Below are 15,544 nucleotides of genomic sequence, written 5' to 3' on the forward strand. Positions count from 1 at the left end.
ACAACTGAAAAAGCGCAAGTTTAGGGGAACCCAAGCGAAGTGAATGCAGCTGAACAGGCCACAAACATACAAGTCGCTAGTAAGATTGCTGCTGTTGTCAATCTCTACAAATCTGAGTTTCCTGATGCAAGAGCAGATTTAAAACCTTGGGCAAACGACCCGGATACTAGAGAGTTAGTCGATCCGGATTCAATTGATATCGGCTTCCATTTTCCGGGCAGAAGTCGCTTATTTCAAAGCCGCAGCATCTTGGTACAGATTCGCTTTTACGAAGACCCCGTGACTGGGATTCGCCGTGCTATCGGTGTCGAATTAGCAGGTTTTGACCATAAAGGCAAACAGTGGCTACTCTCGACCGTAGAGGAGTGGCAGTTTGTTGGAGAATCCCAGCCAGTGCCTGAAGTAGGAGAAAAGCTGAAGCACTTTTGTCGGCAAATATTTGAACTGTTCAACAGCGAAGAAATCGCTTAAGTCGAATGGGTAATCCCTAAGGAATTACTCGATAACTTGGGTTGTCTGAGCAATGACTACCGGCTTGCCTTCAAATTCGGCTTCCATTTTCTTCTTTACATTTAAATCATTCGTTAAGTTGTACTCTTTCTCAAAATCATCCAGGACGAATTTCCGAACTTGCCCTGTCACCGTAACATTCTTACCTTCAGCGATCGGAACTGTGGCAGAAACTGCATTCAAAACCAACACTTTTTCGCCACTGAATATTTTGTCGTCTTCTAACTGAAACGCTTTGGGACCAATAATTTCTTCAACTTCGCCACTGACCGTCACTGTCTGACCGATCAGTTGATCCGTGTTTTGAGCAACTTTTTCAACGGCTGTGGTAGGTTCAGGGGCAGCCGCTTCTTTCTGGACAGCTACGCAACCAGGAAGAAGCATGGCAAGCAGCGCTAATGCGATCGCGCCGCCACTGTTGCAAAATCCTTCGGAAAAGCTCTTTGTTCTATCGGCAACCCAATTATTCGTAAATCTCTTGTTCATTGCCCAAATCTCCTAAATCTACTTCGCAGCTAGTCGCTACAGCAGTAGATAACCCCCCGATCAAACCTTGATAAAGCTTTTTTCCCGCCCTTGTTAAATCACCGCCCCAAGCCAGCAATTGTAAAACCAAGCCACCAGCTTTTAAGCGGCGACTTTTCGCAACAGGACAGCGATAGCTAACTATTATTTTAAAAACGAAAACTACTGCCTAGCGTCTACCTGGGGAAGGAAAGCTTTGGCGAGAGTATCCCAATGCTTCCCCTCTACTTTTAGGGTGTTGCCTTGTTTGGGCGATCGTTTTCAGTTTCCCACCAAATGTTTTTGTGAGTTCTTATTCAGTAACACATCCCGTAGAACAAAAACTAGCTGGGTAACTAGATTGATAAGTAGAAGAACGTTTGCCAAAGATGGTGTAACGGTTATCGCGGATTTGTTCGTAAGTGCGATCGCCCATCCACTTCACCCCCGGTAAAGCTCGATATGCATCCACAAATACGCTCCCCATTGGCAACAATCGCCCAATTTCTTCTGCTGCATCACTTCCCTGCCACCGTCTCTCAGGCGTATCGGCATCAATCAAGATCATTCCCATTTCACAATCTTGGGATGTAATTCCAAAGTGCTTGAGGGCTTCTATATCTTGCATCGGGATGTACTGAAACATCTGCCCCTTATCTAAACTTTCCAGCAGTTGCACAAGGGTGACGCAGAGATTACAGTTGCCGTCATAAATTACGTGGTAAGTCATTGAGTTAACAGATTTTTTTATAATTAATTTGAGGCATACTTTCGGAGCGTATATCTAAGCTGTAGAGTTGATTTAACTTCAATGACTCAACATTTGAATAAGGAAGATACATCCTTTGATATCCACTAACTTGACGGTATCGGCTACGACGCAGTCGAGCCAATTTCTAGAGAATTACTAGGATAACCTAATATACCAGGTTGCTAATTCTCTCGAAGGGAAGACCTAGTCTTGAAACTAACCCATAAATAGTCATTAGAGCTAAAGTTCCCCAGGAAAAGCCGAAAAAAATAGGTAGCCATACCAAGCAATCCGTACGCGCAACAGCGCAAAAAAGAACTGAGTTTGACATCTTGCACTATTCTCAATTAGCTCCAAAACCCGCAAAGAAATCGATTTTTTGACAGATTTTCTTGGCGAGTTATCGTAAGTGGTGCTAAATCTAAAAAATTTCACAGCGCGATCGCCTGCATGGTGTATTCAGCGATCGTTCCAACCGCCTGAAGACAAGCAATGTCTTAGCGGTGTATACGGCTACAGTCCTTTGAGCGGAACTCAGTAAGAATATTCAATTGCACGAATATTTAGGCAGTGATTAGGCGGGATGAAACCCAAAATTATTGTCTGTGGCTTAGGTTTGACTGGGTATAAAATATTTTCCTTGCTAAGACAGCAGGGAGCCAGCGTGATTGGCATTCATGCCGAATCGATTCCGGGTGAAGATTATGATGTCGTAATTGGAGAATTACGGGCAGCTTCTACTCTAAAAGCAGCGGGGATTCAGGAAGCCCAAACGTTAGTGCTGGCTGGGGAAGACGAGGCGCTGAACTTAGCGATTCTTACCCAGGCAAGAGTTCTCAATCCTCAGATTCGGATTATCAATCGGTTGTTTAATACGAGCTTAGGCGATCGCCTTAACCAGACGCTTGCAGATCACGTCACCATGAGCGTTGCTGCCCTAGCCGCGCCCGTGTTTGCCTTTGCCGCCTTAGGAAGTCGAGCGATTGGACAGTTGCGGCTGTTTAACCAAACTTGGCCCATCCACGAAGAATATATCGATGAAGTGCATCCTTGGATCGGTCGCAAGTTAGCTGACTTGTGGGATGACCGTTCTCGGATGCTGATTTATTATTTGCCGGTAGATGGTGAGATGGATCTCATTTCTGCCGTCGTGTATGGGCAACTGTTACAAGCAGGCGATCGCTTAATTGTTGGTACCCAACCCAGCGTCCGCACCTCCGGCAAACCCGTACTTCCGAAACTTTTCAAAGTCCTGACCAACTTCCAACAGTTTCCGCAATACGGTCAACCGATAGCAGTTGTTACCCTAGTCCTCCTGATCACCGTTTTTGTTGCCACCCTCACTTATGTTTGTGTCGATGCAAAAATATCTGTCGTTGACTCCCTTTATTTTTCGGTTGGCATGATTACAGGTGCCGGTGGTAACGAGAAAGTCGCAGAACACGCACCCGACAGCATTAAAATCTTTACCGCAATGATGATGCTGCTTGGTGCCGGTGTAATCGGGATTTGCTATGCTCTCCTCAACGATTTTGTTTTAGGCACCCGGTTCAAACAATTTTGGGACGCCGCACGAGTTCCAGGGCGAAGTCACTACATTGTGTGCGGACTCGGTGGTATCGGAGTTCAAATCGTCAACCAACTCCATACCCACGGACATGAGGTAGTTGTCATCGAACGGGACGCCAACAATCGCTTTCTCAACACCGTTCGCGCTTTGAAAGTGCCCGTAATTCAAGGAGATGCCAGTTTATCTACCACCCTAAAAGCTGCCAATGTGGAAAAAGCAGACGCCCTCTTAGCTGTTACCAGCGACGATATGGCGAATTTAGAGATTGCCCTTAGCGCCAAAGGGATTGCACCAAAGTTAGCCGTCGTGGTGCGGAATCAAGACCCCCACTTTGCATCCCAAGCGCAAAAGGTATTTGAATTTGATGCCGTGTTGAGTCCGACTGAATTAGCCGCACCTTCCTTTGCCGCAGCGGCTTTAGGAGGACGAATTTTAGGTAATGGGATAACTGGCGATAGTCTTTGGATCGCCTTAGCCACCATGATTACACCAGGGCATCCGTTTTGTGGCAAGCGCGTTCAAGAATCGGCAATGGACGCCGACTTTGTACCTTTGTATATCGAAACCAACTGTCAAACGATTCACGGCTGGGATGTTTTGGAAACTTGCCTCAGTCCTGGCGATATTTTGTATTTGACGATGCCAGCAAATCGACTAGAGCAATTGTGGCGCGTGAAGCCTTCTCAACTTCTAGCCACTTGATGAGTCTGTACTAGCTAGAAGCTTTAGTCAATTATGTTTTGACGCTTTGTAGGGACGTACAGCCCTGCGTCCCTACAAAGCATCAAATTAACGTTGATAGAGTCTTAGATTAACGCAGCAGCACTCGACTCCGAGGCCCAATGGGTTGCTCAGATGTCGTCAGCTCCATGAGACATCCTGCCGTCTGCTCGTTGACAGAGGACGAGACATTAGTTGAGTTGCTGCCTTGATTGGGCGTACAACTGGTTGTGGCTGTCGTGGAATCTAAGACCACATGATTGACCGCAGTAGAGTCATTGCGGCTGAAGAGTGAGGGAGGCACATTTGTCCCGGATGGTGATGGGGATGGGGTTCCTCCACTGCTGACGGGTGCTGGGGCAGGTGCTGTGGCAGGTGCTGCGGCAGGTGCTGGCGCTGGCGCGGGTGTTGAGGAAGTGGGTACTGGGGCAGGCGCTGGTGCTGGGGCAGGTGCTGCGGCAGGTGCTGGCGCTGGGGTCGGACTAATCAAGACGGCATCCGCAGGCACTTTCACCTGTAATTTCACCGGCATACCACCGGCAGGGATAGTAAAAGAAGGGAGCGGTTTCGGCACGGTAGGTGGCAAGTTGTTGCCGAAATTGTATTCAGATCCAAAATCAAATACTGTGGGACTGGTGCCTCCATTGGCATCGCTATATCTAGGCCCTTGACCCCTAATTTCAAATACACCTTGATACTGTTGCCCGGTTTTTGGATCGGTGACAACGCCTTCCCAGAAGCCTCTGGCGACAAATTCATCCTGAATTGTTCCAAATAAGGTGGTTCCTTCTTGCCCGGTTTGCTTTTTGGGTTGAAGATTGCCGCTAGTTAGAACCGGAGAGGTAATCGTTCCATTCGTGGAGACAACGGGAATACCACGAAAGTCTACATAATGAGTGCCATCGGCTTTGGTTCCTACATAGCCAGGATTGGGTGCAGTGTAGACGAGGACGCCGTTGCGGAAATATTGCCCTGCGGCATTGGTGTCAACTCTAGTCGTGCTTTGGTTGAAGTTTGGGTTAGCCGGGGGAAGGGTAAAGGTACCTGTGACTGTGCCATTACTGTTAATCGTTACTTGGGCAAACGCCCCATTCGCTCCCAAGCCGACGATCGTAGCGGTTAAACTACTGCTAATCAGTAAGCTCAAACTCAGCTGAGTTTTGGAAGATAGCGATCGCATAAATATTCTTTCCGATTGGTATTAGCCAAAAAATAGAGCGATCGCATCATGGCAAAGCAAAGCTTCCGCCAGTTTGTGCCTCACTCAATCACATATACTGGGTAAATTTGCCGAAACCGCAACGGGTTATTTCATTTATCAGAGCTTTTTCGCTTTTACTAGCTTTTCTCCTTAAAACCGGAAAGTTGCTCTCATCGTTCCCACTACTAACGTGTCATTTGCCGCATTATGGTCGGGGTTGAAAACCACCAACACCCCTGGAGTCAGGAAAATGTTATCCGTCAATCTGGCTCGATAAAACAGCTCTAGGTGCAAAGCCGTGTCACGACGCCCTCCCGGCGTCCCACTCAAATTGGTCAAAAAGTTGGGAAGATTGAAGCCATCCGGCAAGGTACTGGAAGTAATTTTCGGCGGCTGTCCAAACAAAATTCCCCCCAAATTTCCTCTACCAAACAAGTCAGGAAACGCAGAAAATAACATCCAATTCGTAGTTTCCACAGAACCCGAAAGATTGACCGGGTCTGAAGAAGTCCACCCTCCCCAAGTCCCTAAAGTCAATCTAGGGTTGACGCGCCAAGCCAAAGTCCCTCCCACGGCGTGAGTATTAAAGGCAAAAGAAGTCGATGGCGAAATAATCGGTGCCAAGGGCGAAATGAGTTGATTGTCGCCGGTGCCGATACCCAGCAAACCATCGGGAGAGTGTGAATAGATATAGTGCAACCCGATATCTAGATTATTTGTAGGTGCAATGGTGAACTGCACGCCCGCACTGGTTCTACCGCCAAATAGTCCACCTTGGCTGCTATTACTGGTAAAGCCAGGAAGTTCAGCGCTGTAGACGGCTTGTAAACTCAGGCGTTTGTTAATTTGCCAGTCAAATCCAATGCCGCCCGTGCCGTTGCCAATTGACAGAATGGGGTTGCGCTGACCTAATAAGGAAATCGAACCATCTCCCGAACCTTCTAAAGGATTGATACCGCGAAATGTATTGGCAGGGTTAACACCAGCCGGACCAACAATAACGCCGAAGTTATCCGTGACTGGAAACCGATAGGAAAGGTCGCTCAAAACCAGGTCGTTGTTAGTTTCTAACTCAGTCGATAATCGACCCATATTGGTAAAGACAAAGGGTGCAGAAGAGGCGAGATTTCCACCCTGAAGCCCCGTCAGCAGTAAATCCTGTCCTGTAAAGGAGGTTGCCAGAGACAGTTGAACGTTACTTGCTAGAGTCAACTGAGCTTTACCAGAACGTTCCGGCACCCCATCTCTGGGGAACAAATCCACATCTACTTGATTGCTTCCCTGCAAGCCAACAATTGCTTGCCCAAATAGTCGAGTATTGGTAGAAAATTGGTGATTTTCGAGCTGTGCTGTACGACTTTCTAAGTTATCGACTCGACCTTTAACTTCCGCTAGTTCGGCAGCATAGTCTTGTTGAAGCCGTTGCAGAGTCGCTAAATCATCTTGAGGAATGCCTTGGGGTTGCGTGAAAATTTTTTCCAGGGCAGCATTGAGGGCGGCGGCAAATTCGTAGCGGCTAAGGGAACGGTTGCCGCGAAAGCTGCCATCCGGGTAGCCGGAGATGAGGCCATACCGTTCTGTCAGGTTTTTTAGGGCTTGGTAACTCCAATCTGCGGGAGTAACATCGGTCAGTTGATCGACGGATGTTAATTGACTCATCGGATCGGCTGATTCATCGCCGTCAGCGATATTTTCTAAGCCAGCATCGTTCGGCTGAGTTGCTGCGGGTATTGGTTCCGAGGCATTCCTAGAACTCATTTCCGCCAACACACCTTTGCCCCAACCCCTCTCTTGCAAGGCGGGGGGAGTCCTATTCCCCGTTCCCGCACTTCGTGCCACTTGACCAATAGAGGGAACGGGGCGGGGGGTTAGGTTCTCCAAGCGACTGTGAGAAGTCAAGCGATTGGAAGTTGAGAATTCTGGCTGCGTGACTTCAACCGTGACAGAAGAGGGCAAAATGGGTTGAGGCTCAGTTGCATTTAGCGATCGCGATCGCTCGGATGGCTGAGGCATTACTGCTGATGGCACAGAAGAGTTTTTCCCAGCAGTTAACAGTCCGACAACTACCAGGCTGAAGTCGCTCATGAGATTCTAGTCATTCTGGATACATAGCCGTTACCTTTGACAGCCGAAATTGCTAACTTCAGGAAATCAAGTCAAAAAAACGGCACCCCAGTTAGTGGGACTTAGGCATTTTCTAGCCCCTTTAGCGGCTGAAAACCTCTCTGAGCAAGGAAAAGAGGTCGATGACCAGAAAATGCCTGAAACCCTTGTGAATACTGGATTTATGCTCTTTCGAGCTGAGAGTCTTTCTCTGTCTAGGTTTGAAGCAATTTTTTTATCAGTTTTTGTCTAAGTCCCGATAGGCAGATTCCAAACAGTGCGCGATCGCTAAAGGCATCTCGCAATCATTGAGTATTGATCACGAAATGCCTTCTCCACGTCCGTTCTATACTGTCCGGATCTCCCAATAATAGGTAAGGTTGTACACTCCGCCGTGTTCACGGAATTCGACCGTTACCTCCGGGGACAGCTTAGTTCCGTCTCCCCAATAAAAGTCAGCCGAAGGGATCTCTAGAGAGACCTCTTGGGAAGGAAACACGTCATCCCTGATCCCTGCCGCGATCAGACCCTTTATATACTTGGTCACGCTAGGTTTGACTTCCGCCCAGATGAGACCCACAGCGATACTAGAAAGAGCGAGGCTCCTGCCCATACCTTGCTGCTTTTTGGCTGCTACCTCCTCAGTAATCTTTGTATAAGCTTTTTGTACAAAGTCCTTGAAGCCGCCCTGATCAATCTCAGCAAGAAATAAAACGCCAATGCAAGTTTTGGGAAACGTCCCACCATCCGGCACGTTCAGCGTCAAAAGCGTTTTTACTGGTGAGAATTTTTTCGTCTCGCGGTCATCAAAATTGTTGTAGACGGTGAAAGGGGACAACATGACAGTTTTCCCAGTTGCGTCAATCCCAACGCCCGCTAATGAAATTTCATCGTTTCCAGCTCTTTCAACATACTTACCGCCTGTTTCGTCCCTACAATAAACCCTATCAAGTTGAAGAAGAAGTTGTTGACCACTCATAGTTATATTAGCTCCTTGTTTGTTTGCTTAAGTTTCGTGTAACGGGACTTAGACATTTTATAGTCCCGTTAAGACAGCCGTTTTTGTACTAGGTTTACCAAAAAAATAACGGTAAAAATCAGATAAACCTTATGCCATCAACAAGATGCCTTTTCTTTATAATTTGTAACTGTTATTCCAGCAAGCCACCAGTCACTAATTCTTGTGAAACACATTTGTGGTAGCTCATCTGAGTGCCACTAATAGGTGCGTATTGACTGCCAAATACATATCTCTCCACTATTCTGTATTTGGCAATTAACACGTGACGTATTCTTACCTTACAAAGAGGGTTTGGGCTTGATTTGGGCTTGATATCTGTTTAATCCCCGTTAGAATGCCGTTGCAAAATCAGCTTTTCACGTCAAAAGTTACACATTTAGGCGCTATCTTTCTTCTGCGCTGTGCTTTTAACCCCCTTGTTCAAGAGGCGGTGGAGAAATCAAAAAGGGAAATCAAAAAAACGCTAACGCGCTTCCATCCAGGTAATACACTGCTGCATCTGCTGGCGCATCGTTTCGGCGTCAGCCTGGTATCGGCGTCCGTGACCGGGTAGCACCCACTCAAAGGAGTAATTCGCCAGTTTTCGCATTGATTTAAGCAATTCAGGCCAGGAGTACCAACAGGCATTGCGGAAGGCATACAGGTGGTTGAGACTCGGCGACCAAGCGAGATGATCTCCCGTGAACAGAAATTTATTTTTGTACAGTAAAACAGTGTGACCTTTTGTATGACCGGGCACTGGAATAATTAACAAATCTGGCTCCAACTGTACTGGCTCTAAGCCAGTTAGCTGAATTTCCACATTGCGAGTACCCGAAGAGATTTCGTCGGTGTGGAGAATTCGCTGACACCCAAAATGCTCGGCATACTTTTGATGATCCGCTACATCATCTCGGTGCGTCAGATACATATAGCGAATCTCTCCCATTTCCTCTAGCCGCTTCACCAGAGGAGGCGTAAAGCGGGGAGAATCAACTAACACATTGCCTTCCGGTCGCACAATTAAATAGCTAGCAGCGCCATAGGAATTTTCAGCATGATAGCCGCAATGATAGACATTTTCAGCGACTAAAATTGGAAAACTGTGCTGAGCATCTTTAACGTCTTTTGGCTTCTCCACAGTCCCAATGGAAGCCGTAGGACAAGACAAAAGAGCCTGCATTGCTTTTAATCTTTCAGCCTCATTTTCTGGCTGATGATAAACTGCTGACTGCTCATCGGTGCGATAAAACACCTCTGGAGTCATCCAACGACAAGTATCGCAATCAATACAAGTCGTATCAACGTAAAAATCGCCACTAATATTTTCAGGGTGACGCTGATTTAAGTGAGCCATAATCTAACCTAATTGGTTGTTTAAAAAAATCTTGTGCAAAATAAATGCCTTAAAGTGGAAGCTCGAAAAAGGGAGATAGAAAAGGCTCAATTTGCAGATCAATTTGCCGACATTGTTCAACTTCCTGTACTTGAGTCCATTAGTTCAAAAAACCTAACTTTAGAGAGATGATAAAAATAAGCTACTCATCCCTTTTAAAGGTGGGACTACAAAAATTGTAGGAACGCACTTGCTCGCGTCTGTCTAACCTAAAGCAAATAGATATAGAAATGGGATGCGATTGTGCTTACCAATCAATGGGTTGGCGATCGCGGAAAAAACCACTCGTGGGGCCATCATCTGGAAGAGTAGCCAGCCACACAATTGTTTCAACCCCTTGCTCTACAGACCGGGTAGCATTTGGGCCACCCATATCGGTTCTTACCCAGCCAGGACACACAGAATTCACTAAAATATTGGTGCCTTCCAACTCATTTGCAAAAATCCGGGTAAGGGCATTTAATGCGGTTTTGGACATTCGATAAGCGGGAAATCCAGTGTTCATGTCGGATAACTGTCCTGCACCCGATGATACGTTCACAACACGCCCATACTGATGCTCTTTCATCAGCGGAATTAATGCTTGGCAAAGCAGTAATGGGCCGTGTAAATTCGTCTCCATCGTTTCGTGGATGGTACTAACCTTGGTGTTGAAGATACTACTCTCTGGATCTCCTAAAGGATCTCTAGCAATTCCAGCATTGTTCACTAGAATATCTAATCGCCCGAATTGATTGCGGATGAACTGAGCAAGATGCTCAATACTCTCTGCACTGGTGACATCAAGCAGATGAGAAACTACATCTAAGCCTTCAGCTTGCAATTTCTCAACGGCTGCTTTCCCCTGTGCTTCGTCACGACTGGTCAGAATCACTTGGATATCTTGCTTTGCGAGTTGTCGGCAAGTTTCAAAACCCAGCCCCCGATTGGCACCCGTGACAATTGCGACTTTCTTCATCGGATTTTCTATACTTCCACTGCTCCCTCTATTTCTACTCTAGACTTTTTTGCTTTTATTGAGTGTTCTGCAAAAATTTCAGGACTGATTTATCAATGCAGTCTCAGCAGCTTTCTTAGGAAGTTGCTCAGAATCTGGTTAATTTCTTGTCATGGGTGGATGAACGTACAGAAGCAAAATTAGCAACGCGGGTACAGTTTCCTGTACGCATTAGGGCGCAAGCCACAAAGCAACATTACGCACATAAGTCTTGATATTTTCTAGGGCGCGTGGCTCTTGGTTCATGCCATCGCCGGGAGCCTCATCCACAAAGCTAGGACAACCTTTTTCGATGTCCCAGTTGTAATCGACAAAATGGTGAAAACTCGATGCAGCAACTGCACGCCCTAGGGTATTGCCGTCAGTGTCTTTTTCACTTTCGATAACAACAGCCAGATTAAAGGGACGACCTGTAATTAAGCTTTTGCCCATTGCAATCACACGAGCATTCTTTGCGTCTGTGGGAACTCCGATTGCACCCTCGTGGGGATGGGTGGGAAAATATTCGATTAATCCAGAAGGTGAATTGGGATTGCGTAGAAGTTCGTGAATGGGTTCGGTGGGGGTTATTTTTTGATAGTCGCCGTTGCGCCCAGAATGATAGTTAGGCCAGGAAATATAGGTTGTGTAGGGGTCGTCAATGCACCAGCGAGATTCGTCGGGGTCTGGATTTTTGGTGTTGAAAAAGTGGATCGCGCCGATGTCACCCAGACCGTACATGGAGCAACCCATATCTTGATGATCGCGGGTGGTGAGGATACCTCCACCGCGTCGGCGAAATGCATTAATTCCCGCACAATCTTTTTCCGTCAGACCTTCGCCAGTATCTAATGCAAATAGCCATAGCTGGTCAAAATCCGAGCGGTCGAGGGTACTTAAAATTGGGTCGTTGCCGTCTGCATCTGACACGCGATCGCGTTCCGTTACTTCAAACAGGGGATTCCCCGCCTCATCTGTCAGGGATGCGAGATAGTCGCGTAACAAAGAGAAGCGCCAAATGCTCCAGTCATCTTCTGTTGTCGGGATGGTTGTCTGGAGCAAAATGCGAATGGGTTGTGTCATCGTTTTTTACCTAATTCTTCTGGATCGGAAATCATCCAAATTTGGGGAAAGTAGACGGGATTAGTTTCAGAGAAATTAAATTCACGGTGGGTGATGCCAGCGCCAGCACTCATCATCTGTGCGTCTCCTGGATAAGTACCTGTCCGATTCCCCAAGCTATCTTGATGCTCCATAGCACCTTCTAGGACGTAGGTGAGGATTTCCATGTCATGATGGCTGTGGGCACCGAAACCAAAACTGGGTTAAGACTCTATCTTCGTGAATCAGCCTGAGAGTGCAAAATCTCATTGGCTCCGGGTCAAGCAAACCTCCTAAGGAAAAGGTGCGATCGCTATCCAGCCAACCTAGCTTGGTATAACCGCGATTTTGCCTGTCGTGGATTAAATTGAGCGTATCTTGACTCATCGCTTGCACCTCGGTTTGAGTAGTCAGACACGGATGTCAGTTCATGCGATCGCCTAACGCTAGCAGCTACATTGGCATTGTTGAAATTATCAACGGTTATTGTAATGAAGGCAACAGTTAATAACTGTTGTTAGCGCTACTAGGCACTGTAGCTTTTGTGAGGAAAGCGAGATAGTTCCATAACGAGGAATGCTAAATACTCTAGTTATCTCCTCGGATCTAAAGGGTCGTTTGCAACAAAAGTACTCATAGACTTTTCTATCGCCCTGCCAGCTTTAGAATGAGCGTGAATCTAGCTGATTTCCCAGATTGTTAACATTTGATTAATTGCAGAGGAACACTTATGGCAAAATCATCTGACAAAGAATTGGTTGCTAAAGCATCCCCGGCTCTTGTGGCTTTCTATCTTAGTCAACAGCCTGATTCAGAAGGACGGATGATCGACGAGATTTGGTCATGGAATTACGAAAAACTTGAACGGATTCATGACTATGTTCAGTGGCTTTTCCCCCTGAAAGATAAAAGTGGCTACAACCCTAATGCACTGGTTCTAAATGATGAAATTGTTCAAGCTTTTCGGACAGATCCCTTACTTAAAACACGTCTGCAAAAGTCATTTAAAATAATGCTCAGGTTTTACGGATTCAAATGCAACGAAGGAAACATCAATAATATTCAAATAACCAAATCTGACCAATATCAAGATAGAAAAAGGGCTTGGATTCAGCCTCTTAATCATAATTACCTCCGGATTACCAGGATTTTAAAATGTTTGACAACTCTGGGATTAGAAAATTATGCCCAAGCTTTTTTAAAATGTTTAGATGATATCTATTCAGAAGATAGTCAAAAAATTGGAAGTGACACTTATGCTTTTTGGAAAAGGGCAGTTGAAATGAGTTGATTTTTCGGGGTTTATTGCCTAAACGAGCGTCGCAATGAACCCCGAACATTCTCCTGAAAAACGACAATAAAATTACCTGTCCTTGGATAAGAGAGCGGGCAATCTTCATCTTCCTTGAAAGCCAGTCTAGTAGGAATATTGGGTAAAAAAAGCAAAATATAGAGTCAGCATAGGCAAAGCATTTGCCCCTACTGACTTCTTTATGGGTAAGCACAATATGTTGCTTTGATGAATACCGATTAATTACATAATCCAGTCGGTGCTTACACGGGATGCAGGTGAGTTTTAATCGTCACCCAAGGTGCTTTCGCGATCGCGTTCCGCATCGTCTCCTCGTCTGGGAAGGTTTCCGATAGATAGCGTCCTTCGCAAACCAGCGTCACCGCATTCTCTGAAAAAGGCCAAGGGCTTACCGCTACCTGAGTTGGATCGCCTGCTAGTGGCGTCAGCTTCAGGGTAATTTCACCCTCAGCGGTGGGAACCTTCTCTACTGAACGCTCTTTACTTAACTTCATGCACAAGATCAGCGATAAGCAATCCCAGATTCCCACTAACTGCCGATTTCGGGCGATCGCTTCTGGTGTGCTGTAGGGTGCGTAATCCGGATCGTTGCGGAGGGAGTCAATTAATTCCTTCTGGAAAGCCTGTTCGCGCCCTAGGAAGTCCTGCACAAGCTGGATATCTTCTGCGGAGTCGTTACTAGAGTCGTAATGCTCGTAGAGGCGCGTACCGTGCAGGGAAGCCAACAGCGCTGGATATCTTCCTTGGGCGATCGCTAATTGTCCGGCTTTTGACCAGATATCTATATGGATTTTTCTCGGTAATTCCGTAAAACTGTGCGGCAAACCAGTTTTTGGGTTGAAGGTGGGCGTCCTTTCCCAAGATAGCCAGCCAATATCATGTTGTTCGGCACCTAAGCAAACCTCTTTTCTAGGTTCCAACTTCCCAAAATACTCATTTCCCCACGCTTGTGCCAATTGACCCGATACCCACGCATGGGCAAGCTGCGCGATCGCTATCAGCCCCTCTGGTTCTTTGCGATATAGCATTTATGGTTCCTACCGCATCTTCCTAACTATAGTCGTGATGAGTTGGATGCTCCTCATCACAGCAAGCCGTGCTTTATCCATTTAAACCGCTCGCGCCCCACGAGTCTGTCCGCTCCGAGATTGATTTCCACGAACGGGATCGGCGGTGAATGGAGTAATCCTAATTTCCTTTTTTTTCAAGGAAGGCAAGAAAGGATCGGAGAGGTTGGATGTAACTTTAGGTGAATCAGACGCGAGGGGACGCGATCTCGAAGCGAGTGCGATCGCGTTCCCTCAAATTCAGCACCTTAAATTCAGCACCTCAAATGCACAAGTCGGCGCAACGACAGTTGAACCAGAAGTTTTACTGACTAAGTTTTATTGACTGCTCAGCTGCGCCAACCAATCCAAAATCAAAGGATTCACCACGTCCGGTCGTTCGTCATGGGGACAGTGACCCGTTTTGGGAATGCCGACAACCTTCACGGGTTGCCCATTCTCACTTAGCTCTTTATAAATCGTCGCACCTTTAATCGGCGTCCAGGGGTCATCTTCTCCCCAAAGTACCAGCAGCGGGTGTTGTATTTTTGGCAACAACTCGGCTGGGCTAGGGCCAGGGGGTGCCGTGAGAATTGAGGCAAAAACCTGCTGAGCGCCCGTGTCACAAGAAGGATCGTAAAGCATATCCACCAGTTCATCCGTGATAGCTTCAGGGTTCACGTAGACCTGTCTGAGCGTGCGACGGAGACGATCTTTGTGGCGGATGCGGTTAAATAGGAACGGGCCAGCGACTTTGGAACTGACCAGCTTCGTGAAGGCTCCCATCACCAGCCGCAGGGGGAAATTCAGCTCATCAGGGCGATGATTCAAGCCCCCGGCGCAGTTAATCAGCACGCCACCAGCGGAAATTTCTGGAGAATTCACCACTACCATCAAGCTGAGTAATGCCCCAATCGAGTTGCCGACAAAGACTGTCGGTTCCTGAATATGAGTTTCCCAGAAATCCTTGAGTAGTTCTTCCCACAATTCGAGAGTGTAATCGAGGGCTGGCTTGTCCGAACCGCCGAATCCGAGTAAATCTAGGGCAAATACTCGGTAGCCCTCAGCGGCGAGGACTGGCATATTCTTGCGCCAGTGTCCAATGGAAGCGCCAAAGCCGTGAATCAGCACTAGAGGGCGACCTGTGCCCATGACTGTGTACTGAATCCGGTAGCCGCGCCAAGTCCAGTTGAGTTTTTCAAAAGTGCTTTCTGTTTTTAGCTGCTGAGTCGTCACGATAATTATTAAGATTCCTTAACTATTTTTCTATCGTAATAGTCTCTATCATTAAAAAGAGATAAACCAGGGAACATCTAACCGACTGGAAAAGTCACGCTACCCGTTTTGATTAGGT

At 46.9% G+C, this 15,544-nt stretch carries 17 protein-coding genes; 5 read left to right on the forward strand and 12 right to left on the reverse strand.

Annotated features, from left to right (window positions below):
* The first annotated feature begins 39 nt into the window (after window positions 1-39).
* Window positions 40-471: a hypothetical protein gene (locus tag H6F52_RS08515; protein WP_190411960.1), complete on the forward strand. Its 432-nt coding sequence runs from the start codon at window positions 40-42 to the stop codon at window positions 469-471.
* A 24-nt stretch (window positions 472-495) separates the two neighbouring features.
* On the opposite strand, the gene H6F52_RS08520 is transcribed toward H6F52_RS08515, so the two are convergent.
* Window positions 496-996, reverse strand: a complete 501-nt coding sequence (locus tag H6F52_RS08520; RefSeq protein WP_190533692.1) for a hypothetical protein — start codon at window positions 994-996, stop codon at window positions 496-498.
* A gap of 331 nt (window positions 997-1,327) precedes the next feature.
* Complete coding sequence (locus tag H6F52_RS08525) at window positions 1,328-1,744, reverse strand: DCC1-like thiol-disulfide oxidoreductase family protein (protein WP_190533696.1); 417 nt, start codon at window positions 1,742-1,744, stop codon at window positions 1,328-1,330.
* A gap of 430 nt (window positions 1,745-2,174) precedes the next feature.
* Here H6F52_RS08525 and H6F52_RS26050 point away from each other — a divergent pair, with 430 nt between their 5' ends.
* Together H6F52_RS26050 and H6F52_RS08530 are read left to right on the forward strand one after the other, a co-directional pair.
* Window positions 2,175-2,306, forward strand: a complete 132-nt coding sequence (locus H6F52_RS26050; RefSeq protein ID WP_277877539.1) for a hypothetical protein — start codon at window positions 2,175-2,177, stop codon at window positions 2,304-2,306.
* A 42-nt stretch (window positions 2,307-2,348) separates the two neighbouring features.
* Entirely contained in the window at window positions 2,349-4,037 is a 1,689-nt protein-coding gene (locus tag H6F52_RS08530; protein WP_190533699.1) for an NAD(P)-binding protein, read from the forward strand.
* 109 nt (window positions 4,038-4,146) lie between these two features.
* On the opposite strand, the gene H6F52_RS08535 is transcribed toward H6F52_RS08530, so the two are convergent.
* From H6F52_RS08535 to H6F52_RS25195, 8 genes are all read right to left on the reverse strand, one after another.
* Window positions 4,147-5,235: a hypothetical protein gene (locus H6F52_RS08535; RefSeq protein ID WP_190533703.1), complete on the reverse strand. Its 1,089-nt coding sequence runs from the start codon at window positions 5,233-5,235 to the stop codon at window positions 4,147-4,149.
* A 171-nt stretch (window positions 5,236-5,406) separates the two neighbouring features.
* Complete coding sequence (locus H6F52_RS08540; protein ID WP_190533706.1) at window positions 5,407-7,341, reverse strand: iron uptake porin; 1,935 nt, start codon at window positions 7,339-7,341, stop codon at window positions 5,407-5,409.
* 364 nt (window positions 7,342-7,705) lie between these two features.
* Window positions 7,706-8,338 carry a hypothetical protein gene (locus H6F52_RS08545; RefSeq protein ID WP_190533710.1) on the reverse strand — a complete coding sequence of 211 codons (633 nt, stop codon included), beginning with the start codon at window positions 8,336-8,338 and terminating at the stop codon, window positions 7,706-7,708.
* Window positions 8,339-8,843: 505 nt separating this feature from the next.
* A complete protein-coding gene (locus tag H6F52_RS08550; RefSeq protein ID WP_190533714.1) occupies window positions 8,844-9,716 on the reverse strand; it encodes an MBL fold metallo-hydrolase in 873 nt (290 codons plus the stop codon).
* A gap of 286 nt (window positions 9,717-10,002) precedes the next feature.
* On the reverse strand, window positions 10,003-10,713 hold the full coding sequence (locus H6F52_RS08555; protein ID WP_190533717.1) for an SDR family oxidoreductase: 711 nt from the start codon (window positions 10,711-10,713) through the stop codon (window positions 10,003-10,005).
* 210 nt (window positions 10,714-10,923) lie between these two features.
* Window positions 10,924-11,814, reverse strand: coding sequence for a hypothetical protein (locus H6F52_RS08560; RefSeq protein ID WP_190533719.1), 891 nt, complete (start codon window positions 11,812-11,814; stop codon window positions 10,924-10,926).
* Window positions 11,811-12,020: a pirin family protein gene (locus H6F52_RS25190; protein WP_199300478.1), complete on the reverse strand. Its 210-nt coding sequence runs from the start codon at window positions 12,018-12,020 to the stop codon at window positions 11,811-11,813. Before H6F52_RS25190 ends, H6F52_RS08560 begins: the two co-directional genes overlap by 4 nt.
* 1 nt (window position 12,021) lies before the next feature.
* On the reverse strand, window positions 12,022-12,219 hold the full coding sequence (locus H6F52_RS25195) for a hypothetical protein (protein WP_199300479.1): 198 nt from the start codon (window positions 12,217-12,219) through the stop codon (window positions 12,022-12,024).
* 343 nt (window positions 12,220-12,562) lie between these two features.
* Between H6F52_RS25195 and H6F52_RS08570 the strand changes: the two genes are divergently transcribed.
* Window positions 12,563-13,123 (forward strand): opioid growth factor receptor-related protein, encoded by a 561-nt coding sequence (locus H6F52_RS08570; protein ID WP_190429736.1) that lies wholly within the window; start codon window positions 12,563-12,565, stop codon window positions 13,121-13,123.
* A gap of 263 nt (window positions 13,124-13,386) precedes the next feature.
* On the opposite strand, the gene H6F52_RS08575 is transcribed toward H6F52_RS08570, so the two are convergent.
* Window positions 13,387-14,172, reverse strand: coding sequence for a DUF3891 family protein (locus H6F52_RS08575; RefSeq protein WP_190533723.1), 786 nt, complete (start codon window positions 14,170-14,172; stop codon window positions 13,387-13,389).
* Window positions 14,173-14,377: 205 nt separating this feature from the next.
* Between H6F52_RS08575 and H6F52_RS08580 the strand changes: the two genes are divergently transcribed.
* Complete coding sequence (locus H6F52_RS08580) at window positions 14,378-14,536, forward strand: hypothetical protein (RefSeq protein WP_190533726.1); 159 nt, start codon at window positions 14,378-14,380, stop codon at window positions 14,534-14,536.
* Here H6F52_RS08580 and H6F52_RS08585 read toward each other — a convergent pair.
* Entirely contained in the window at window positions 14,530-15,426 is an 897-nt protein-coding gene (locus tag H6F52_RS08585; RefSeq protein ID WP_190533729.1) for an alpha/beta fold hydrolase, read from the reverse strand. The two genes, H6F52_RS08580 and H6F52_RS08585, sit on opposite strands and share 7 nt — an antisense overlap.
* Window positions 15,427-15,544: the final 118 nt, after the last annotated feature.

It is taken from the genome of Coleofasciculus sp. FACHB-542 (assembly GCF_014695825.1).
GTDB lineage: Bacteria > Cyanobacteriota > Cyanobacteriia > Cyanobacteriales > FACHB-T130 > FACHB-T130.

What these genes read in the sequence shown, in the direction of transcription:
- H6F52_RS08560 (WP_190533719.1), bottom strand. Translation starts at nt 11,814, where the DNA reads ATGACACAACCCATTCGCATTTTGCTCCAGACAACCATCCCGACAACA.
- H6F52_RS25195 (WP_199300479.1), bottom strand. Translation starts at nt 12,219, where the DNA reads ATGAGTCAAGATACGCTCAATTTAATCCACGACAGGCAAAATCGCGGT.
- H6F52_RS08530 (WP_190533699.1), top strand. Translation starts at nt 2,349, where the DNA reads ATGAAACCCAAAATTATTGTCTGTGGCTTAGGTTTGACTGGGTATAAA.
- H6F52_RS08575 (WP_190533723.1), bottom strand. Translation starts at nt 14,172, where the DNA reads ATGCTATATCGCAAAGAACCAGAGGGGCTGATAGCGATCGCGCAGCTT.
- H6F52_RS08555 (WP_190533717.1), bottom strand. Translation starts at nt 10,713, where the DNA reads ATGAAGAAAGTCGCAATTGTCACGGGTGCCAATCGGGGGCTGGGTTTT.
- H6F52_RS08545 (WP_190533710.1), bottom strand. Translation starts at nt 8,338, where the DNA reads ATGAGTGGTCAACAACTTCTTCTTCAACTTGATAGGGTTTATTGTAGG.
- H6F52_RS08540 (WP_190533706.1), bottom strand. Translation starts at nt 7,341, where the DNA reads ATGAGCGACTTCAGCCTGGTAGTTGTCGGACTGTTAACTGCTGGGAAA.
- H6F52_RS08570 (WP_190429736.1), top strand. Translation starts at nt 12,563, where the DNA reads ATGGCAAAATCATCTGACAAAGAATTGGTTGCTAAAGCATCCCCGGCT.
- H6F52_RS08525 (WP_190533696.1), bottom strand. Translation starts at nt 1,744, where the DNA reads ATGACTTACCACGTAATTTATGACGGCAACTGTAATCTCTGCGTCACC.
- H6F52_RS08550 (WP_190533714.1), bottom strand. Translation starts at nt 9,716, where the DNA reads ATGGCTCACTTAAATCAGCGTCACCCTGAAAATATTAGTGGCGATTTT.
- H6F52_RS08535 (WP_190533703.1), bottom strand. Translation starts at nt 5,235, where the DNA reads ATGCGATCGCTATCTTCCAAAACTCAGCTGAGTTTGAGCTTACTGATT.
- H6F52_RS08520 (WP_190533692.1), bottom strand. Translation starts at nt 996, where the DNA reads ATGAACAAGAGATTTACGAATAATTGGGTTGCCGATAGAACAAAGAGC.
- H6F52_RS25190 (WP_199300478.1), bottom strand. Translation starts at nt 12,020, where the DNA reads ATGGAAATCCTCACCTACGTCCTAGAAGGTGCTATGGAGCATCAAGAT.